A 21,063-nucleotide genomic window follows, 5' to 3' on the forward strand; every position below is an offset into this window, starting at 1 on the left:
TGATACAGGCAGGCAGCGGCATGTGCCGATGCAGGCCAACACTTACGCTTGAAGGAGGAGAAGTAACTTGCGTCAACGTGAACTGAGTAAGAAACGCAGGGCGAAACAATGGATGGCGGCGTCGATGAGCCTGGTGATGGCAGGAACGCTTGCTTTTCAGGCCGGTCCAGGAAAGGCATCTGCTGACAGGGGGGGGGTCGATTTATGGAAAGCCATCAAGCCCCTCACCACCATTGCCAGCGCGATGAATACGGGGGCTCACCCGGATGATGAGCATAGTGCGACACTCGCGTATCTTTCGCTCGGACTCGGCGTGGATACATACAGTGTCATCGCCAACCGCGGGGAAGGCGGGCAGAATGAAATCGGCAGCGAGCTGGGCAACGCCCTCGGAATCATCCGCACACGGGAGCTGCAGGAAGCATCGAAGATTACGAATGTGACGCTGGCGAACCTGAGCCAGAAGCTGGACGATCCGATCTATGACTTCGGATTCTCCAAAAGCCCGGACGAAACGCTGGAAAAATGGGGCGAAGACGTCGCTTATGAACGGCTGATCCGCCAAATCCGGGAGAAACGTCCGGATGTGTTGATTCCGGCGTTCCTGAACGAGCCTTCGACGCACGGGCATCATCGCGCGATCAACGTGCTGACCGTACGTGCCTTCAAGGATGCGGGCAATCCGCAGATTTTCCCGGAGCAGCTGAAGGAAGGGCTGCAGCCTTGGCAGCCGAAAAAGCTCTATGTACCAGGAACGGAGAAGGCATACGATGTCTCTTTGCCGGTCAACGAATACAACGAGCTGTACGGCGCTTCCTATGCCCAGCTCGGAGAAGAATCCCGCTATATGCATAAGAGCCAGGGTATGGGCCGGCAAGTGGACGAAGGCCAAGGAACGGCCTACTACACACTGCAGGCGTCGGCGGACGGCAAGAAGGACGAAAAGCCGGCAGCGTCGTTGTTCGGCGGAATCGCCTTTACGTTTGACGATCTGGCCAAAGAAATAGATGCCAAAGGAAAAGACAACAAAGTCGCCAAGCAGCTGGACACGCTGCAAAAGGACGCGAGCGAAGTCATTGCGGCTTATCCCGCTTTTGCGGAAGTCGCCCGCGAAGTTCACGAAATGAAAGCGGACGTTCAAACCGCCGTAGAGCTTGTGAAGTCATCATCTTTAGATTCATCGGCGAAAAATGATCTGCTGCATCGCTTGGACGTGAAGGAAAGACAGCTCAATAAAGCCAGCCAGGAGGCGACTTCCGTCGTCGTGAAGGTGAAGCCGGAGACCGGAGAGCTTATTCCGGGGCAAACGACGAAGGTGACGGTAACGGCCTTTAACGGCGGAGACGTGAATGTCGGCAAGGTCAGCCTGAAGCTGAATGTTCCCGAAGGCTGGAATGCAAAAGCGTCAGGAGCGGCGACCTTCGCCAAGCTGGACAAAAACAAAACGGTCCAAACCGAATTTGAGGTCACCGTGCCGAAACAGGCGGAGGACTTCAATCCTTATGCGCTTCCGCTGATTTCCGCGGATATCGGGTATGAGGCGTTTGGAACGGCGGCAACGCTGCATGCGGTTCCGGATAATGCGGTAGCCGTACTGCCGCCGGTTGCGCTGTCCCTAAGTCCGGAAGCGGCGGTTCTGAATACGCTGAAATCGGGAGACGCCGTATCGGTCAAGGTGACCGCGACGAATTATGCGCCAGGCGCGGAGAAGACGAAAATCTCGCTGAAAACGCCGGAGGGCTGGACAGTGGAGCCTGCGGTGCAGGAATTGAGCTTCGCGGCCAAATACGAAACCAAGACGGCTGAATTTACGGTCAAGGCGCCCGAGGGCGTGAAGGCGGGAAGCTACAGCTTGTCGGCTGTATCGAGCGACGGAACGCTGGACAGCAGCAGAACGGTACAGGTCATCCAGTATCCGCATATCGGCAAAACCTATTACGTCAAGCCGGCCAACCTGGCCATTCAAGCGTTCGATCTGAAGGTGCCGGAGGGATTGAAGGTCGGCTATGTGTCCAGCGGGTTTGATAACATTGATCAGGTGCTGCGCCAGGTGGGCATCAATGTGACGAATCTGGACGCCAAAACGATTCAGTTCGGCGATCTGTCGCAGTACGATACGATTGTGCTCGGCATTCGGGCCTATGCGTTCCGGCCGGAACTGATTCCTAGCAATCAGCGTCTGCTCGATTACGCCAAAAATGGCGGCAACCTGGTGGTCCAGTATCACAAACCGGAAGACAAATGGTCGCCGGACCTCGCTCCGTATCCGATCAAGATTGGCGCGCCGCTGATCGAATGGCGCGTCACGGACGAAAACTCCAAGGTGACGATGCTTGCGCCGGATCATCCGATCTTTAACACGCCGAATAAAATTACATCGGCCGACTGGGAGAACTGGATCCAGGACCGCTCGGCTTACAACCCATCGGAGTGGGGCAAGGAGTACACGGAGCTGATCTCGAACGGCGACCCGGGTGAGAAAGAGTTTACGGGCACGTTCCTCACAGCCCCTTATGGGAAAGGGAATTACACGTACAGCTCCATTGTCTGGTACCGCGAAATGCCAAGCCTTGTTCCAGGCTCGATTCGCATGTTCGTGAACATGATCAGCCTGAAGCAGGGAGGGACGGTTTCCACCGGAACCACTCCCCCAAAATAATGGATGATCGGGCTGGAATGTAGGATGAACCGTTGAAGGATTTAGCTTGAAAGGGGATGGCGCGGAGCGATAGGCTTCGCGCCGGACCCTGGATTTTCACACGGATAAAGACTTTGGCTTAATGTACATAAAACAAACCATGGAGGGGACTGGGGCAACATGAGGAATCGGGAACAGATTTTAGAACGGGAAGGCGGACATTTTCCGGGGCGTACCTATACAGAAGCCGTGCTCGAGCCTGCCTTCGATGAAGCGAAGAACAGCTTGCTCGGGGCGATGATGGCGATCAACAAAGCGCATTTGATCATGCTGAAGGAGCAGGGACTCGTAAGCGGGGAAGAAGCCTTTCAAATCGCGTCGGCCATCCACGCCCTTGACCTGGAGGGGCTGCGCCAAGCGGAATATACGGGACAATTCGAGGACCTGTTCTTTCAGGTTGAGCATGAGCTGCATGCAGCGGCCGGAGACATTGCCGACAATTTGCATCTCGCCCGCAGCCGTAACGATATGGGCATCGCGATTTACCGGATCGTGCTGCGGGAGAAGCTGCTCGTAACGCTTCGCGGAGCCCTTGCACTCAAGAGTCAGCTGCTTTCGTTTGCGGAGGAGCATAAGGGCACCATCATGATCGGATACACGCATACACAGCAGGCACAGCCGACGACGTTGGCCCACTATATTCTGGCGATGGCCGATTCACTGGATCGCGACATTCGCCGGCTGCAGGCGGCTTATGCCAACTGCAACCGAAGCAGCATGGGGGCGGCAGCACTGACCACATCCGGCTTCGCCATCAGCAGGGAGCGGGTGAAGGATCTGCTCGGCTTCGACGAGCTGATCTATAACTCCTACGACGCGATTGGCGGTGCGGATTACGTCGGCGAGATGATGACGGCCGTGCAGCTGGCCGCAATTAACCTGGGCAGGTCGTCGCAGGACTTCCTGCTGTGGTGCACACAGGAGTTCGGCATGCTGCGCGTGGCCGATCCTTACGTGCAAATCAGCTCGATCATGCCGCAGAAAAGAAATCCGGTATCGTTCGAGCATATGCGTGCGCTGCTCTCCAGCTGCGTCGGCAATACCCAAACCGTGCTGACCATGATGCACAACACGCCATTCGGCGATATTGTCGATACCGAGGACGATATGCAGCCTTACGCCTGGAAGGCGCTGAAGGTGCTGGAACGGATGTACCGTCTGCTCTCCTGCGTCATCGGAACTGTGGACGTTAATAAGGAGGTGCTGCGGAAGCGGACCGAGGGCAGCTTTGCCACGGTGACCGAGCTTGCAGATACGCTGGTGCGTTCCGACCGTTTGTCGTTCCGCAGCTCCCATCATATCGTAAGCCGTCTCGTGAAGCGTGCTGTCGCCGATGGACTTGCCGCTAACCAGATTACACTGGAGCTTGTCAATGAGATCGCACTGGTGGTCATCGGCCGCAAGCTCTCGTTGACGGAGGAGCAGCTGCGAATGGCGCTGGATCCGGTTCATTTTGTGGATATTCGTACGCTCCCCGGCGGACCGGCTCCTTCGGAAATTCAAAGCGTGATCACGAAGCGGAAAGGGGCCCAGCAGACTCAGGAGCAATGGCTGGACGCAGCCCGCAAACAGGTGGAGGGAGCCTTGAAGAACCTGGATGACATCTTGGCCGGCTGGAGCGGCAGCCGATGAACATGGCAACCATTCCTCTGCTGGCCGTAGACGGCGGGGGGACGAAGTGTCTGGCCGTGCTTGCGGATGCCGAGGGCCGGGTGCTGGCGAGCGGGCGTGCGGGATCATGCAACTACCAGGGAGTAGGGCGCGAAGCAGCGGCGCTTGAGCTTACGCATGCGATCGAGGAAGCCAAGAGGCAGCTGGCGGATCTGTATGTTCAAGGGAATACGCGGTCTGCGTTGGACGGGGATGCTGCTCCTCTCCCTTCTCAGGCCGAAGACCCTTCACCTGCCGTAACAGTAGATTCACCGCTGCATGTTGCCTGCGCGGTGTTCGGCCTCGCCGGCCTGGATACTGACTATGACCGTCAGGTGATTGAGGAGCTTGTCCATGAAGCGCTTCGAAACACGCAGGTGCAGGCCGACCGCATCATCGTGGAGAATGACGGCGTGGCCGCTCTACTCGGTGCCACAGGCGGCGCCCCCGGCATTCTGGTCATCGCCGGTACCGGCTCAATCGTGTACGGGATTAACGCGAGCGGTGAAAGCGTCCGTGCCGGCGGCTGGGGCCACCGAGTCGGCGATGAAGGCAGCGGCTATTGGATCGGTAAGCAGGCCATCATCGCCGCACTGCGTGGATATGACGGAAGGAGCGGCGCTACGGCACTAACGGATAAGCTGCTGCATCATCTGAAGCTGCGCACGGAAGAGGAACTGTTCAACTGGGCCTACTCCGCGGCATACAGCGTGGAGAAAACAGCCGGGCTCAGCAAGCTCGTGAGTGAAGCGGAGCAGGAGGGAGACGCGTCTGCACGCATGATTCTCGAGGCTGCTGCCGACGAGTTGTTTCTAGGGGCCCGGGCCGTGATCGAAAGAATCGGATTGGCTGCAGCGGAAGAGCCATTTGCCCTGATTTTGCAGGGAGGCGTGCTGCAAAATATTCCGCTTGTGCGAAGCCGATTGGCGGAACGAATCCGTTCCATCTCGCCTCTGGCCAGCGTTGACGAGGCAAAGATGGAGCCGATTTACGGGGTGATTGCGCAGGGGATGCGGCTGCTCTAGGCGGTCGAGGAACGATCTGTCCCCTACCCTTTAACAAAAACCAATGGCTTAGCTTGAAGCGCCTTTGCTAATGCAGTCACTGTTAGCTTAGAAGGCGCTTTTTCTCCGTTCTCTAGTTCACTGACGCTCCGCTGGCCTCTCTAATAAATCTTACTGCAATCAATACTTTGTCGATCATCAATAAAAGACTGAAGCCCGGAATAGAGCGTTCAGTCTTTTTTCGTAAATGCTGCGCCCTTGCAGTCCGGCCAACCACGTTAGCCGAGTTAGTCCGTGTGTGCGACGGCTCTGATTTCGATCAGCTGCTCGGGAGACGCGAGATATGTTACGCCGATGCAGCTGCCGGCTGGCCTGTGCTGTCCGATGTATTCCTTGAACAGCCGAATGCAATGCTCGAAATGCTCTTGCGCTTTTGTCAGATAGATCTCTACATAAGCCAGGTTCGATTTCGTGACACCAAATCCCGCCAGTACTCGATCCAGATTTTCCAGCGTCTGCCGGGTCTGTGCCTCGATATCTCCCTCGCCAACAAACGCTCCCTCTGTATCATGGGAAAATTGTCCCGAAATGTAAATCGTGCCATTGACGCTGTAGCCCTGGGTGATGCCGTGATCCCAAAGATCGTGATTGTAGGTTTTCACTGTAGTCATTTTTTTCTCTCCTTTACTTCAAAGTAAGGCAAGTATAAGATGAGAAAAAATAAAAATATAGTACGCACTTTATTGATAGGTACTATCAGAAAGGGTAGTGCAAATATGAGCATGGCTGAGTATAAAGGCAAAGTTAAAAATGTTCAGGATACACCTTTTGGATACACATTATCCGTGATTGGCGGCAAATGGAAAATGGTGATTATCTACCTCCTGGCAGAAAATCAAACGGTTCGCTTTAATGATCTGAAGAGACAGATCGGGGCTATTACTTTTAAAACATTGAGTTCACAACTTAAAGAATTGGAAGCGGATGGGATGGTGACACGGAAAGAGTATCCTCAAGTTCCTCCAAAAGTTGAGTACAGTCTTACAGAGAAGGCGGAGACACTCTTACCCGTTTTGGAAGGGTTATGCGAGTGGGGAGTCAAAAACCAACCGAAGATATGAGTGGCTTTCCATTAACGGGAAATGTTAGTTCAATGCCGGCCGCATTGATATAAATCGTTACGATGCATTGGAGGCCAAATATGAAACTTTCGGATGATGACTTGGTAATTCGCCTGCATGAACGGTCAGATACAGCAAACATTGTAACCATGATCAATCGTGACCCATTTCATATGTTGAACGGGCTAACGACCGAAGCGTTTGAGCAGGATTTAGATGAACCCAGGGAAAGAGTTAGGGATAACACGTTCGTTGTTGAGCTTGGACAGACAACCGCCGGTTATTTTTCTTTATGTTTCGTTGAACGGACTACACACATTTCCGTGTATTGTTACGGGACGGTGGACGTGGATTGGCGCAGGCGAGGCATTGGTACGGCAATGTTCAAGTTTATTTTTACACGACTGGCTGAAATCGCACGACAAGAGGCGAAACAAATTCACTTTATTCATCGTGCACTCACGAGTATTTCTGGAGAAACCGCTCTTGGTGCCAATTTTGGCATGCAGGAGCAAAACAACCTGGATATTTTGTGCTTAAACGACCTAAACCACATCAACGTTTCGAGCCCTCCATCAGAATTTGAATTCCGTCCCCCTACGCTAGAAGATGCTCCAATTTGGGCAGAGATTTATAACGATGCATTCGGTGGTAACAAAACGGTTGAGAGTGTCATTCACGAATTTCAGGGAGAGAGTTTTTCCAAAAACCTGTATATGCTATGTGAAAATAAAACGGGGACAGCGGTTGGCCTCCTTTGTGCTACACTTCGAGGAATTCATGCCAGAATACCGACCCTTGCAGTAAAGCGTGAATGGCACAGACGGGGTATTGGGGAAGCAATGCTATCCGAAATATTGCAAAGGCTTCAGCATTCAGGTGCAGTTGATGTCCGGTTAAGCGTAGACAGCAAAAACGATGCGGCTAAAGGGCTCTATACAAAATTTGGTTTTCAGGAGGAATATCAAAGAATTCATTATGCAGCGATCTTCTCACCGTAGCAGATTACCCGTCACGGTCAAGGAGTGGAGGACGCTATGCCATCGATTAATATGAAAAACTGAGGTGATTGTTGTGGAAGAGCTACTTTCACGAATGAAGCATATTCATGGAAGGATGATTGACGGAAGGCATCATTTCTGGGACGTAGAGAAACTATGGGAGTTATCTAAGAACTTACCCGTTCATACAATCAAAATTGATTCAATAAAGGAACTAGATCAGGATTGTTGGTTTAAAGATAGCAGGAGGACACCCATTCCAACGATACGGAATGTTGCGCTTCATTGTCAGCGGATTATCAACGCCAACATGGAGTACCCCATATTATTATGTTCAGACGGACAATTAATTGATGGGGGACATCGAATTGCAAAAGCATTAATGGATGAGAAAAGTGAAATTGACGCCGTGTATATTACATTGCCGGAGGCGGACGTGATTCAATGAAGAAATTCTATAAGCGAAAATCCTTGACCTACAGTTAACTCTAGGCCTTATACTTCAACTAAACATGAAAAGAAGCGCAGAAGATCTAACGAAGACTAGGAAAGGAGACTGGAGAAAAAGATGTGAGCTGCCTCATCGGCATGTCTGAAAATGATCTTAGAAAATAGAAACCATACTAGAATTGGAGATTCAATTCATAATGAGCAAAAATAATGCAGGGAATGTTTTCGGCCTGGCTTTGTTGCTGGGTTTATTTTCGACGTTAGGCCCGTTTACGATTGATATGTATTTACCGGCATTTCCTGAAATCGCACAGAATTTCAATACGAGCGCTTCACTCGTCCAGTTTAGCCTGACGGCTTGTTTGCTTGGATTAGGCATAGGTCAGCTCGTTATGGGCTCGCTAAGCGATGTGTATGGCCGGCGGAATCCGCTGCTGATCTCCATGGCCGTGTATATCATCTCCTCGTTGGCTTGCGCATTCGCACCCAATATTGGCTTGCTGATTCTGTTCCGATTCGCCCAAGGGTTTTCCGCTTCCGCGGGAATCGTCATCTCGCGAGCCATAGCCCGCGATCTGTACAGCGGCCACGAACTTACTAAATTTTTCTCTTTGCTGCTGCTTGTAGGTAATTTGGGTCCACTTGCTGCACCGATTGCAGGCAGCGGTATTCTTTCGTTTACAACGTGGATCGGCGTGTTTATCGCGCTGTCTCTGCTGGGGATTTACTTGTGGGCGATGACAAAGTGGCGCTTGAAAGAGACGCTCCCCACGGAAAGACGCGAGAAACCCAACTTCGCGAACCAGCTGCGCAGCTACGGAATGCTCTTGCGTGACCGTCAGTTCGTCGGCTACATGCTGGCACAGGGAATTATGATCGCGGGTGTCTTTGCTTATGTTTCAGGAACACCTTTTATTTATCAAAATATTTATGGCGTCACACCGGCTGTTTTCGCCTTGCTATTCGGATCAAATGGCATCAGCTTGATTATAGGCTCGCAATTGGTCGGGCGGATGGCGCATCGCATATCTGAACAGGCTTTTCTGCTGTTTGGCCTATGGGTAGCCTTATCGGCGAGTATCGTCGTTCTAGTGGTCGCTGTATTCCATGGTCCGTTGTTTGCCTTGGTCATCCCGCTGTTTTTCTTTGTTTGCTCCATAGGCATTACATCCACTGCGGCATTTCCGCTAGCCATGGAAAGACAGGCCAATATGGCGGGCAGTGCTGCCGCACTCCTGGGGGTCATCCCTTTTCTGCTAGGTGCGGTGGTTGCTCCTATGGTTGGGATTGCCGGTGAAAATACCGCCGTTCCGCTAGGCCTGATTATTTTAGCGACGAGTACGGCAGCCATGCTCGCTTATTTCGGACTGGTAAGAAAAGCTCCGCGTGCATCACAACAGGCGCAAATCCGAGCCTGATTTTTAGATCAGACAGAGTTAGTAAAGCTTACAGAGAACAATAGCCACAAACAACACAACAGCAGCCGGCAATTAGTCGGCTGCTGTATTTGTACTTCAAGACCAACCGCGGAGAACCTTATCAGCATCGTCTTCTAGCTCATTCCTTAATTGCAGAAAATAGTCCTCGATCTGATCAAGGAGTGCCTCTGTGAGTGCCCCGGCTCGACACAGGAATTGGAAGTCTTGATGTGTCTTTATGATCCTCATTTGTATATCCCTCCTGAAAGATGAAAATGCCCCCTCGAACAAGGGGCCTTGGCATTAGGTCACGAATATAATATATATCTGATTTTGGACTTGATTCGGTTAGATAAATTAGAGAAAGAAGGGTTAAGCATGAGTGATTCCATGAATCAGTATGAACGATTTCGCAACTCCATTCCTCTACTAAGAAACAGTACAAAGCTTGAACAAATTCACAAGGGATACTCAAGTGATGGTAAATACATCGTATATGATAGCAATGGCCACCCCCAATACATATTAAGAACCTACAACATAGATCAGGATGAAAACAAGAAATTGGAATTTAGCAGACTGAAGATGATGGAAAAGCATGATGTGAAATGCTCTAGACCTATTGAAATTGGGGTCCTACCTGAGCAAGAACTCGGTTACATGATCGTCTCATTCATTGAGGGAAATGAAGCATCAGAAGAGTTACTACTTTTAACGAAAGAAGAGCAATTCAACATCGGTATTCAATCGGGCTTCGAATTAAAGAAGATTCATCAGGTTATCTGTCCTGATAACATTAAGTCTTGGGATGAAAGAATGGCCGCCAAGCATCATCGATATCGAATGGAGTATACCAAATGCGGAGTTGCAATAAATAACGAAGAGAAGTTGTTATCCTTTATTGATGACAAACTGTACTTAATGAAGGGTAGGCCTAATATTTTCCAACATGATGATTACCATATTGGAAATCTTATCGTTAAGGACGGGAAGCTTTCAGGTATCATTGATTTCAACAGGTACGACTGGGGAGATCCAATTCATGAGTTTGTGAAAGTCGGTATTTTTAGTGCAGAAGTTAGTGTGCCTTTTTCAGTCGGTCAAATCCAGGGATACAATAATTACAATGAACCTGACGATGAGTTCTGGCAACTTTATTCACTCTATCTAGCCATGACTTTGATCTCATCCGTCGTATGGATCTTGAAGGTAAAACCGGATGAGTTAGATGCAATGTTGATGAAGATCCACCAAGTAATGGATGACCATAACAACTTTGAGTTAACTGTGCCTAAGTGGTACAGTCAGTATCAAGTTAATGTTTGACTGGTAATTTGACCAAAAGTAGTATCAAATAGTTTTAAGAAAGGGCCATCCCACAAAGGATGGCCCTAAAACTTGCCGTTACAGACAGCGCGGAGAACCTTACCACAAGGAACGCCAGGTTTTTATTGTGCAACTCGAATCAAATATGCGAAGATCGCCGGTGCTATGATCGAAGGGAAAGGAGGGAGGACTTCCATGTACGAATGGAACGAAATGGTCCAGCTTATGGTGGATTGGATCGAAGCCAATATAACGGAGAGTTCGTCTTTATTGAAGATGTCGGAGCAGTTAGGCTATTCCCCTTATTATTGTTCCAGGCAGTTCAACCAATTGACCGGGATAACATTACGGGATTACGTCTGGACTCGAAGAATTAGTCGAGCCGCCTTGGAGCTCCGTGACACGGACCAGCGGGTTCTGGATATTGCCTTAAAGTACGGGTTCTCATCCCAAGAGTCGTTTACGCGTGCGTTCAACAAAGCTTTTCAGCTCACCCCCGCAGCTTACCAAAAAGCTCCCCGACCTATTAAGTTGGCTATTCGTCAGGAGGTATTCTCGCCTTATCATTATTTGATCAAGGAGCGGGATAAGATGAGCAAGGTGCATTTGCAACCAGCGGAGATCAAAGTCGAGTTCATTCCGGCGCACAAATTTATCGGGATTTGGGACCTTTCCGCAGCAAACTTTGGGGAATTCTGGGAAAGGGGACATTCTTGTGACGAGATCTGTGGCACGCTGGAGAGTATGTCCAACCACGCCCTCCCTGGACAAATGGGTCAGACGGCGGGATGGTTTTACCAAAATGGTCAAAAGGGGTACTTATATGGAATCCCCGTTTCACTGGAGTACGAGGGGCTCATTCCGGAAGGGATGGAGTGCAGGGAAATTCCGGAATCGGAGTATTTGGTCTTTTTTCACCCGCCTTTCGACTATTTGAAGGATAATGGCGCTGTGATGAGAACCGTTGAAGAAGTGGCGTGGAACTTCGACCCCACAGGTATGGGCTACGAATGGGATGAAGGGATCAAACAAGACTACCAACGGCATTTCCCTGAAGGATATGGTTATGCTGTGCTGCGGCCGGTAAAAAAGGTATAGCCGATTATGTAATAACGTAACATAAGACCCCTCGTAAAGGGGTCTTTTTGTATGAAATAGGCTAGTGACTCATTAGCTATTAATCCATTCCATAGACACATTCCACAATTCCTCAGCCGCGTCGGGATTCATTGCGTAAGAGGCGAGCCCCGACTGAGTCTCTCCAACACGAGGTCCGACCTCGTTGCAGTTTTCAAAATATCGGCCGCCGATACCGTTTAACAAGCTGCTCCAGATTTTGTAGCTGAAAATGTACTAGAGGCTATTAACTGGCTCTTAAAATAGCTATTCAGTTAGTCCAACATCTACGCAGCTAACAATGTTATTGTCACTGACATTCATCTGTTTTTATGAGATATGGGAAAAAGCCAAGAAGGTCAACATCACCTTCTTGGCTTTTCTTGCGTAGTGGCGGTAGAGGGCGGGTTTTAAAAATAATTTTTCGTACACTATCCTAGTGAACTCAAAACGTCTTTCAGCCGCTCAGCAAACGGTTTTGGCTGCACTTGGTAGCCGATGTGATTTTCCGGGAACTCGGCAATGTCTACCTCCAAACGTTCTGCCAATCCTTCGGCGGAGCGGGCGGGAAAATAATGTCTGGAAGTACTGCCTACAGCGGGGCGGATTTGTGCCGTAGAATGAGATAGCGCAGTTTGGAGCTGCTCCAGTTTGAAAGCATATCCGAGCACGCCCGGAGCTTCCTTCGCCATGAAGTACTCCATATTTGCAATCATGCGTTCCTTTTGCTCATCGCTCGGCGGCGAAGAAGGGCTGGGGCCGTCGTCATCTCGAAGTCCAATGGCTGAAGTGAAGCCTAAATTACGGTAATCTGCGATCAGGTCCTCCATAATCGTCTTGGCCTGTAATCGTTCATCGCCGTGTAAAAGATCCAGCAAAGGCGGTTCATGCGGAATCAACACACGCACTTGTCCGGGATAGCGCATCGTCAGATCAAGTCCAATGACTGCCCCGGAACTGCTTCCGAAAACGTATGCCGGCTCATCGGTTAACGCGGCCAAGAGGCGGTGAGCATCGTCACTGTGCGTCTCGATCCGGTAATTTTCAGCCGGATTGGTGAGCTTGCTGCGGGAGTGGCCCCGGCGGTCGTAAGTGACGACTGTATACTGATCGGTAAGCAGGTCCGCAACCTCCAGAAATACATCGGCATCACCGCAGCCCCCATGGATCATCAGAAGTACAGGCCCTGCCCCGCGCACCTCATAGTGGATACTTGCTCCAGGCACAGTTAACATATCCGTCTTTATCATACTCATTTCATCTCCTCCTTGTAGGAAGATCATAAAGCAGCTTTATGAACTGAATATGAATCCAACCCAATGAATGAATTGGTCATAGGTACAGGACTTGATAAGAATTCTGGAGGTCATCTCCAAACTGAACTTACTGATCCAATAATGATAAACAGAATATACTAAAGAAATGAATGTTATAAGCCCCGAGGACGGACGATCCCGGGCTTTTTTGTTGTCTTGTCACCACTAAGCATTGCTTACCCGATCAATTGTAAAATAGGTGATTGAAGGTGACGTATGGTTCCGCTTAAAAAGGCCAGCTCAGTTGATGAGCTGGCCTTGATTTGCTTTCTAAACACTGGTAATTCCTTCATAGGGACTTACCAAAGTTGACAAAGGGGAAAATCGAAACTAATATACCTATAGGGGTATACGTATAACATCGATAAGGAGTGAAACAGCATGGCATTCAAATTTCCCAAAGCAACGACACCGCAGGAAGTAGCATTAAGACTCAATCGTGGTGAGAAGTTGTATATGCTGGATGTTCGCGAGCCTGAGGAATGGGCTGCGGGTCACTTAGAAGGCGCCAAACATATTCCGCTCGGGCAGCTTTCCGGACGACTGCATGAGCTTGATAAGTCGAAGGAGATTATCGTGATTTGCCGCAGCGGCAATCGCAGCGGTCTTGCCTGTGAATTGCTGAACGAAAAGGGATTCGACGTGGTGAATATGACGGGAGGCATGAACAACTGGAATGATGTTGTCCGCTGACCTCCGGCAAAACCATATAAATGGCCCGTATTCAGCATAAGTGTGGGTTCCGGCAGCTGTTAACGGTACAAGCTCATGCTTTTCTGAAACAAGCAAAAGCTAAAGGATGTGAAAACTTTGCAAACGGGAACAATCATCAACTTCGTTATCATCGTACTTTTTGGATGGTTTGTATTTACGAGGTTAAAACCAGTTAAGGGACTCCGGAGCCTGAACGCACAGGAGTTTAGTGACGAAATGAAAAAGCCGGTTAAACCCCTGCTGATCGATGTCCGTGAACCGGGTGAATTTAAGGGAGGATTTATTGCCGGGGCGCAAAACATGCCACTGTCCCAACTTCCCGGATTGCTCACTGAAATCCCCAAGGATCAACCGGTGCTCCTTTACTGCCGCAGCGGTATGCGCAGTAAAAGCGCGGCGAAGATGCTGCTCAAAAACGGGCACAAGGAACTGGCGCATCTACAGGGCGGTCTGGGTGCCTGGAACGGAAAACTGTCGCGTAAGTAATATCCATGATTACGTTTGGTTAAGTTAACCTAATGGTGAGATAAAAACGGGAGGCTGACATGCGATGTTTCATTACACGGTTGAAACGACCAAAACGATTGAACAAGCGATTGAAGCTCTGACGGAAAACCTGAAGGCGGAAAAGTTCGGCGTCCTTTGGCGGTTGGACATGAAGGAGAAGCTTAATGAAAAGGGTGTTGAGTTCGATATGCCGTATGAGATCCTGGAGGTTTGTAATCCGGTTGAAGCTAAACGGGTACTGTCTGAAAATGCATTGGTCGGATATTTCCTGCCGTGCAAGCTGGCCGTGTACGTGGAGAACGGAATAACCAAGATCGGCATGCCGAAACCAACGGCATTGATCGGGTTGGCAGAGAACGAAGCTTTGATGAGCATTGCATCCGATATCGAAAAGCGCCTGACGGCATGTGTGGATAAGAGTATATAAACGGATACGATAATCCTATTTTCCAATACGATAGTAAAATCAACTAAACCGCTTACATGATAACATGTCGGTAAGTTGGCCGTGAACAATAGATAAATGAAATGCTGTCAGCTGAGAAGGCTGATGGCATTTTTTTATGAATCGTATATCGGTCAAATATTCTCTGCAATCCGGATCTGCCTAACCGGGTGCAGGACCATCGGAGGGAACAGGTTATGTCAAAAACGATTGTAGCTGTGATCGGCTGCGGGACCATTGCCAACAATGCGCACATCCCGGCGTACATGGCGAACAAGGATGCCGAGATCAAGTATTTCTGCGACATTCGCAAGGAACGGGCTGAGAAAGCCGTCGAGCAGTACGGTTGCGGCACGGCGGTGGAGGATTATCAGGTCATTTTGCAGGACTCGGATGTGGTGGCGGTATCGATCTGCACGCCGAACAACGTTCATGCTAAGATCGCGATCGACTGCATGCGCGCAGGCAAGCATGTGCTGTGCGAAAAGCCGGCGGCGCGGACGTACCGGGAGGCGCTGGAGATGCAGAAGGTACAGCACGAAACCGGTATGACGCTGAACATCGGCGTCGTCAACCGCTTCAATAAAGGCGTCAACATCATCAAGCAGATGATTGAGAGCGGCGAGCTCGGCGAGCTGTACCACGTCGTGGTCAGCTTCCGCGCCCATCGCTCTATTCCCGGGCTCGGCGGTGATTTTACGACCAAAGCGGTGGCCGGTGGCGGGGCTCTGATCGACTGGGGAGTTCATTATTTGGATATCGTCATGTACTGCGCGGGAGATCCGCGGCCGAAGACGGTGACGGGGCAGGCGTACTCCAAGCTGGGCAAAGACATGCAAAATTACGCTTATCTGAACATGTGGGCGGGTCCTCCAAACTATGAGGGCAGCTATGACGTCGACGACTTCGTGACGGCCATGATTCGGACCGAAGGCCCGTCGATTTCGGTCAACGGCGCCTGGGCGCAAAACATCGGCGTGGAAGAAACGTACATTGATTTCCTTGGTGACAAGGCGGGCATTCGCCTCCAGTATGGTCAGGAGTTCACGCTATATTCGGCGAAGTATGGCGCATTGATCGAAAGCACGCCGAACTATCCGAAGACCAATGCGTTCCAGGAGGAGATCGACGGCTTTATCACGGGCATCCATTCCGGTGAAAAGCTGTCGTCGCACATTGACACGGTGATTTTGACTGCGCAAATGATCGAGGCCATTTACCAATCCTCTGAAGAAAGCCGCGAGATTTCCTTAACGGAAGCTGGAGTGGCACCGGCATGAAGAAAATCGGCTTTATCGACTATTACCTGGACGAATGGCATGCCAACCAATATCCCGGATGGATCAAGGACGCCTCAGGCGGGGCGATGGAGGTCGCCTTTGCGTATGCGGTCAAGGACGCGGAGCATGGGCTCACCAATCAGGAATGGTGTGCAAAGCATGGCGTGATGTGGTGCGACACGATCGAAGAGGTGATCGCCCAAAGCGACTACTTGATCGTGCTGTCGCCTGACAACCCGGAGCAGCATGAGGCGCTGGCGGAGCTGCCACTCGCCTCGGGTAAGCCGACGTACGTGGACAAGACGTTTGCCCCGGACCGGGCAGCCGCCTTGCGCCTGTTCGAGCGGGCCGCGCAGCATCACACACCGCTGTATTCCTCTTCCGCGCTGCGTTATGCCGACGAATACGGGGAGATCGAGCGCGCGGGGATTCGGGTGATTTCGAGCCTTGGCCCGGGCTTGTTCGAGAACTATTCGATTCACCAGATTGAGCCGATCGTCGCGCTCATGGGAAAGGTCGCGAAGCGCGTTATGTTCGTCGGCACGGAGGCTGTGCCGGCACTGCTGATCGAGTTCACGGGCGGCCGGCAGGCCACAATTCAGCAGCCGGGTCAGGGCTGCCCGTTCATGATGGTCGTCAACTACGATTCGGGTGCCTGCCGTGTCATGCAGCCGGCATCGGATTATTTTCAGCGCTTCATTCGGGATCTGGTGACGTTTTTCGAGACCGGGCAGGCGAGCGTGCCGCCTGCCGAGACCGTCGCCATCATGTCGATCATCGAGAACGGCCAAATCGCCGCCAAACAGCCGTATCGCTGGATCGATCTGCCGGAGACTTAATAAGGCGGCAAAAACAGAACAAAGCAGCCATTTTCGCGGAGTACGGGAATGGCTGCTTTGCGTTGGGCCTGAATTCATTTAGGGCGGCATCATTCGATCTTCATGGAGACTCGTTGTCAGTGCACGGCTGTGCGTTGACAATGAGTCTCCGGAGATTTTTTTGCATTGGAACGGGTTGGCCAGCGAACGATCACGGGCTTTGGCAGTCTTGGTAAGCAAAAGCAGTGGAGGGGACGGAATCGATCTGTAGAAGCGGTAGCGTTCGCCTACAAGCTTTCCGCAGGAAAGCTCGCTTCGAAAGCATCGCCTTTGTCTGCGAATTTCTACCTTTTGGTGATATAAAATCAAGAAATTTGGAGACAACAGCGATCGGAAGAACGATCCGTAACCGCAGCGGCCACTTTGCACAATGTTAAGAATTTTGTTCCCTTTTTCCGTCGCATAAACGCCAGAGCTAATGTTATATCCCCTTCGATTTTTCAACCGGCATGCCGCCGGGCTTTTTCCGAACCAGCCGTTCCATGACCCGCCTGCTCCAGGGACCGAGCGTTGCCAACGTGGGAGCATCGACGAACCGGCAGAAAAGATGGGCTAATGCAAAGATAAAAGGAGTTGTTAGGATAACGGTGAGGACTGTGCTAAGGCCGTAAGAGAACAGGAGGTGGAACTGATAGAACAGATAGGAACCCAGCGAGCAAATGATGGTGAAGTGAACCAAGTATAAAGAGAAGGATATCGTGCCGAGGTAGAGGAAGGGCTGCCGGCCGAACAGTGACTTAAGGCCGGGCGAGATGAGCAAGGCCGTTAAGGTCAGGCAAGCGCCCAGCGTATGGTAGAACACGAAGAACGAAAAGGTGGACGAGCCTTTCCATACCAGAATGGAGTAGATGGTGTTCTGGGTCCCCACGTAAGGGAAAGAGCCGAGATACAGTCCGGCCCCCAGAAACAGGGGAGCGCTCCAAGGCGGAAGAACGGCGGTCAGCCGGTTGCGGCCGCTGTACGTCAAGTCGCTGAGCGCCATGCCGAGCACGAACCCGAGGTAATAGGAATCGACGAGAAGCACCGCAAGAGCGGCGTAACCGATGATCCGCAGCCTGAAGCGGCCGAGGGTCAGCAGAAACCCGAAAATAAGGAAGGAACCCAGCAGCTCGTAGGTCATGGTCCATAACACGGGATTGTAACCGGATCCATAAGTGAAGAAGGTGTGGTACAGCGCCTCCCGGATCATGTCGAGCACACGAGGGCTGGCCGTGAAGGGATCGGGCATCGACGATTGGGTTGTTTGGCGGATGTCGTCATAAAATCCCCAGCCCAATCGCATGACCGCGAAAGCGAGGAGTACGGACAGCGAAGCCGGAATGGCGAGCCGGAAAAACCTGCGCAGCGCGGACGCGTAAATATGCATTTTGTCCTTCGTGAGAAAATAGCGCCAGCTCAGCACGTATCCGCTCAGCACGAAAAAGACGCAAACTGAGAAGTTGCCGTTGAACATCAGGTTCAGCGGCGTTCGCGCGGCCAAGCCTTCAAAGGGAAAGTGGGCGATCTCCGGTTTTCCTTCGAAGACAGACGGCGCGAAGACCTGAAAAAAATGGGACACCACGACTACGCAGGCCGCCAGTCCTCTTAAACCATCCAAATAAGCGATTTTAGTCTTCATACAAGTGCGAGCCTCCCTCGATTTTTGAATCCCATTCTAGGCGATTCGCGAGGGGAAAGATTGTACTTCCGTATCAAATGAGAGGAGCCGTGCCCAATGAAAAAGCTCGATATTGATCGATTGACTCGCTCCGGAGTCATCTATTTCAACTCGAAGCTCGAGATGCTGGAAAATCTGCACTGCAAGATGTACCGGATGAACACCCTCGTCAGCCTGTCCACCCATTTCCATGACTATTATCAGATCTGGTACGTATCCAAAGGCGAGTTCGTGCACACGATCTCCAATCGGCAGTACCGGATCCGGCAAGGCGATTTGTTCCTCGTTCCCCCTTTTACGCTGCACCGCGTGCAGGCCTTCGAGACAGAGGGGGAGATCCTCGGCTGCGAATTTATGCCGTCCTTCATTAACGAGCGCTTTGCGGATCCTTCAGGAGAACGGAGATTTTTCGACGCCGAGTATTTGAAGCATTTCTCGCAGTCGGACTGCACGCCGCATTCGCAAATCGCCTTCGACGGCGTCACGGACGGCAGAATCCGCGGCCTGCTTCAGGATATGCTCGGGGAATACGAGGAGCGGACGCCCTTTTTTGAAATCGTGCTGAAGGCCAGCCTCCTGCAGCTGCTGTCGATCATCATCCGCCAGGTGAACGGAGAGCTGGTGAAGGCCGGATTCCAAAAAATCGAAAGGTACCGCGACACGATGAACAAGGTCGTCGAATACATCGACCGGAATGCGCATGAGGACATCAAGCTGGAGCATATCTGCGCCATATCCAACATGTCAAAGCCGACGATTTGCCGGCTGTTCAAGGAGTGGACGGGCAAGACCTTCAACCGCTATCTCGTTGATTTACGGATATCCAACGCGCTCGTCCTGCTGCAGCGGCCGTCCATGTCCATCACGGACGTGTGCTATGCGACAGGGTTCAACGAGCTCGCGTATTTTTGCCGGATTTTCAAAAAATACACGGGCATTTCCCCGAACCAGTTCCGAAAACAAGTGATGGGCAAGCCATTTTAAGTTTTAACGATAATCCAATTACTAGAGACAATAGTGAAATTAACTAAAACGCTTACATGATAACATGTGGGTAGTTGACGGCGGCAAGCGCGCATTGGCGGCGCTGCCGCCCCAAATTAAGGAGGGAAGAGACATGATGCGAAAAGGGAGTACATGGGGGCTCATGATGGTTTTCCTGCTGGTCGCCGTCTTGTCGGGCTGCGGCGGCAAAGATGCGGCGACGGGTAGCCAGGAAGGCGGCGAAGCGAAGGGCGGCGATGCCCCGAAAGAAAAAGTGCAGCTGAGCTTCTGGTACGGCTGGACCGGCATGGAGGCGGAAGCCCTCGAGAAATTGATCAAGAAATGGAATGACGCCAACCCGGACATTCAGGTAAAGGGGCTGTCCCAGAGCGATTACCAGAAGCAGCTGACGGCGATTACCGGAGGCAATCCGCCTGACGTCGCGTCCAACTTCGGTCAGGATGTCGTGCCGTGGGGCGAACGCGGGGCCATGATGCCGCTGGACGATTTTATCAAGAAGGACAACGTCGACCTCGGCGACTTCGTTCCTGCTGCACTGAGCTCTTCCCAATCGAATGGAAAAACGTACGCTTTACCGATCGCGATGCACGTCTCGATGCTTTTCTATAACAAGGAGCTGCTGGAAAAGGCAGGCTTTAGCGGGCCGCCGGAGACGATGGGCCAGCTCAAGGAGTACATCGCGAAGCTGAGCGTCAAGGAGGATGGAGGCAAGCTCCAGCAGCTGGGCCTATGGCCCGGTGTCGATGCCTATACGTTCAGCTACGCTTACGGCGGATCCTATTACGATGCGGACAAGAAGCAGGTCACGCCCGACGATGCGGGGGTCAAGAAGGCCGTAGAATTCGGAAAAGGAATCTGGGATCAATTCGGATCGAAGGAGCTCGACCGCTTCGCATCCGGGCTGGGGCAGTACATGTCGCCGCAGAATCCATTCTTTACAGGCAAATACGCGATGACGATCGACGGCGAATGGCTGCCGACGTTCATTAAGCAGTACGCCCCGAACCTGAAATACGGCATTGCGCCCATTCCGTACGATGAGAGCAACCCGAGCCTGAAGGACCCGGGCAACGTCTCGACCAGCGTATTTTACATTCCGAAAGGCGTGAAGCATCCGGAAGAATCGTGGCAGTTCCTGAAATGGATGACCGAGCCGGAGCAGATGGCGGAGTTCACTGCAGCCATCGGCAATCTGCCGACCCGAACCTCACTGCAGACACATGAAATCTATAAGGAGGTGCCGGGCTTCCAAGAGTTCTTACAATATTCCTCCAGCCCGAACCTGCATTCCTTCCCGGCCACGTCCTTTTCGACGGAGTACATGACCGAATTCTCGAACCAGTATAACGCGATCCTGCGCGGGGAAGTCAGCTTGGACGAAGGGTTGAAACGGGTGAAGGACAAGATCCAGCCCTTAGTCAAATAATCCGGTTGTTCACATCCGGGCTCGGTCCGCTCCTGGGCCGGGCCCGCATTC

19 protein-coding genes and 1 pseudogene are annotated in these 21,063 nt (G+C 51.7%); 16 read left to right on the plus strand and 4 right to left on the minus strand.

Annotation, left to right across the window (positions count from 1 at the left end; translation table 11 throughout):
- The first annotated feature begins 82 nt into the window (after positions 1-82).
- The 3 genes from ABID47_RS24825 (at position 83) to ABID47_RS24835 (ending at position 5,373) form a co-directional block, all read left to right on the plus strand.
- Positions 83-2,659: an NEW3 domain-containing protein gene (locus ABID47_RS24825; protein ID WP_435530669.1), complete on the plus strand. Its 2,577-nt coding sequence runs from the start codon at positions 83-85 to the stop codon at positions 2,657-2,659.
- Positions 2,660-2,818: 159 nt separating this feature from the next.
- A complete protein-coding gene (argH, locus tag ABID47_RS24830; RefSeq protein WP_354500738.1) occupies positions 2,819-4,330 on the plus strand; it encodes an argininosuccinate lyase in 1,512 nt (503 codons plus the stop codon).
- Entirely contained in the window at positions 4,327-5,373 is a 1,047-nt protein-coding gene (locus ABID47_RS24835) for an N-acetylglucosamine kinase (RefSeq protein ID WP_354500740.1), read from the plus strand. Before argH ends, ABID47_RS24835 begins: the two co-directional genes overlap by 4 nt.
- Before the next feature lie 23 nt (positions 5,374-5,396).
- Here the strand turns inward: ABID47_RS24835 and ABID47_RS24840 are convergent.
- Both ABID47_RS24840 and ABID47_RS24845 read right to left on the minus strand, forming a co-directional pair.
- Positions 5,397-5,495: pseudogene (locus ABID47_RS24840) on the minus strand (helix-turn-helix domain-containing protein); the annotation flags it as partial.
- 144 nt (positions 5,496-5,639) lie between these two features.
- Positions 5,640-6,023 carry a RidA family protein gene (locus tag ABID47_RS24845; protein ID WP_145141171.1) on the minus strand — a complete coding sequence of 128 codons (384 nt, stop codon included), beginning with the start codon at positions 6,021-6,023 and terminating at the stop codon, positions 5,640-5,642.
- A 105-nt stretch (positions 6,024-6,128) separates the two neighbouring features.
- On the opposite strand from ABID47_RS24845, the gene ABID47_RS24850 reads away from it, so the two are divergent.
- The 6 genes from ABID47_RS24850 to ABID47_RS24875 all read left to right on the plus strand — a co-directional run bounded on the left by ABID47_RS24850 (position 6,129) and on the right by ABID47_RS24875 (position 11,766).
- The gene (locus tag ABID47_RS24850; RefSeq protein WP_354500742.1) at positions 6,129-6,473 is read left to right on the plus strand and encodes a winged helix-turn-helix transcriptional regulator; all 345 of its coding nucleotides are present in this window, start codon (positions 6,129-6,131) and stop codon (positions 6,471-6,473) included.
- 80 nt (positions 6,474-6,553) lie between these two features.
- Positions 6,554-7,474: a GNAT family N-acetyltransferase gene (locus ABID47_RS24855; protein ID WP_354500744.1), complete on the plus strand. Its 921-nt coding sequence runs from the start codon at positions 6,554-6,556 to the stop codon at positions 7,472-7,474.
- Positions 7,475-7,547: 73 nt separating this feature from the next.
- Positions 7,548-7,922 carry a hypothetical protein gene (locus tag ABID47_RS24860; RefSeq protein WP_354500746.1) on the plus strand — a complete coding sequence of 125 codons (375 nt, stop codon included), beginning with the start codon at positions 7,548-7,550 and terminating at the stop codon, positions 7,920-7,922.
- 199 nt (positions 7,923-8,121) lie between these two features.
- A complete protein-coding gene (locus tag ABID47_RS24865; protein ID WP_145141166.1) occupies positions 8,122-9,342 on the plus strand; it encodes a multidrug effflux MFS transporter in 1,221 nt (406 codons plus the stop codon).
- Positions 9,343-9,720: 378 nt separating this feature from the next.
- On the plus strand, positions 9,721-10,668 hold the full coding sequence (locus ABID47_RS24870) for an aminoglycoside phosphotransferase family protein (protein ID WP_354500748.1): 948 nt from the start codon (positions 9,721-9,723) through the stop codon (positions 10,666-10,668).
- 195 nt (positions 10,669-10,863) lie between these two features.
- Positions 10,864-11,766, plus strand: a complete 903-nt coding sequence (locus tag ABID47_RS24875; protein ID WP_354500750.1) for an AraC family transcriptional regulator — start codon at positions 10,864-10,866, stop codon at positions 11,764-11,766.
- 449 nt (positions 11,767-12,215) lie between these two features.
- Here ABID47_RS24875 and ABID47_RS24880 read toward each other — a convergent pair whose 3' ends face one another.
- Positions 12,216-13,040 (minus strand): alpha/beta hydrolase, encoded by an 825-nt coding sequence (locus ABID47_RS24880; RefSeq protein WP_354500752.1) that lies wholly within the window; start codon positions 13,038-13,040, stop codon positions 12,216-12,218.
- Positions 13,041-13,481: 441 nt separating this feature from the next.
- Between ABID47_RS24880 and ABID47_RS24885 the strand changes: the two genes are divergently transcribed.
- The 5 genes from ABID47_RS24885 (at position 13,482) to ABID47_RS24905 (ending at position 16,885) form a co-directional block, all read left to right on the plus strand.
- A complete protein-coding gene (locus tag ABID47_RS24885; protein WP_354500754.1) occupies positions 13,482-13,793 on the plus strand; it encodes a rhodanese-like domain-containing protein in 312 nt (103 codons plus the stop codon).
- A gap of 108 nt (positions 13,794-13,901) precedes the next feature.
- Positions 13,902-14,300 carry a rhodanese-like domain-containing protein gene (locus tag ABID47_RS24890; RefSeq protein WP_354500756.1) on the plus strand — a complete coding sequence of 133 codons (399 nt, stop codon included), beginning with the start codon at positions 13,902-13,904 and terminating at the stop codon, positions 14,298-14,300.
- A 64-nt stretch (positions 14,301-14,364) separates the two neighbouring features.
- Positions 14,365-14,748, plus strand: a complete 384-nt coding sequence (locus ABID47_RS24895) for a DUF302 domain-containing protein (RefSeq protein ID WP_354500758.1) — start codon at positions 14,365-14,367, stop codon at positions 14,746-14,748.
- 215 nt (positions 14,749-14,963) lie between these two features.
- On the plus strand, positions 14,964-16,046 hold the full coding sequence (locus tag ABID47_RS24900; RefSeq protein ID WP_354500760.1) for a Gfo/Idh/MocA family protein: 1,083 nt from the start codon (positions 14,964-14,966) through the stop codon (positions 16,044-16,046).
- Positions 16,043-16,885: a Gfo/Idh/MocA family oxidoreductase gene (locus tag ABID47_RS24905; RefSeq protein WP_354500762.1), complete on the plus strand. Its 843-nt coding sequence runs from the start codon at positions 16,043-16,045 to the stop codon at positions 16,883-16,885. The genes ABID47_RS24900 and ABID47_RS24905 overlap by 4 nt, the downstream gene beginning before the upstream one ends.
- Positions 16,886-17,345: 460 nt before the next feature.
- Here ABID47_RS24905 and ABID47_RS24910 read toward each other — a convergent pair whose 3' ends face one another.
- Complete coding sequence (locus tag ABID47_RS24910) at positions 17,346-18,542, minus strand: acyltransferase family protein (protein ID WP_354500764.1); 1,197 nt, start codon at positions 18,540-18,542, stop codon at positions 17,346-17,348.
- Positions 18,543-18,638: 96 nt separating this feature from the next.
- On the opposite strand from ABID47_RS24910, the gene ABID47_RS24915 reads away from it, so the two are divergent.
- Positions 18,639-19,565 (plus strand): helix-turn-helix transcriptional regulator, encoded by a 927-nt coding sequence (locus ABID47_RS24915; protein WP_354500766.1) that lies wholly within the window; start codon positions 18,639-18,641, stop codon positions 19,563-19,565.
- Between the two features lie 133 nt (positions 19,566-19,698).
- Positions 19,699-21,012 carry an ABC transporter substrate-binding protein gene (locus ABID47_RS24920; protein WP_354500768.1) on the plus strand — a complete coding sequence of 438 codons (1,314 nt, stop codon included), beginning with the start codon at positions 19,699-19,701 and terminating at the stop codon, positions 21,010-21,012.
- The last annotated feature ends 51 nt before the right edge of the window (positions 21,013-21,063 follow it).

This window comes from Paenibacillus favisporus (genome assembly GCF_040545415.1).
Lineage (GTDB): Bacteria > Bacillota > Bacilli > Paenibacillales > Paenibacillaceae > Paenibacillus_AQ > Paenibacillus_AQ favisporus.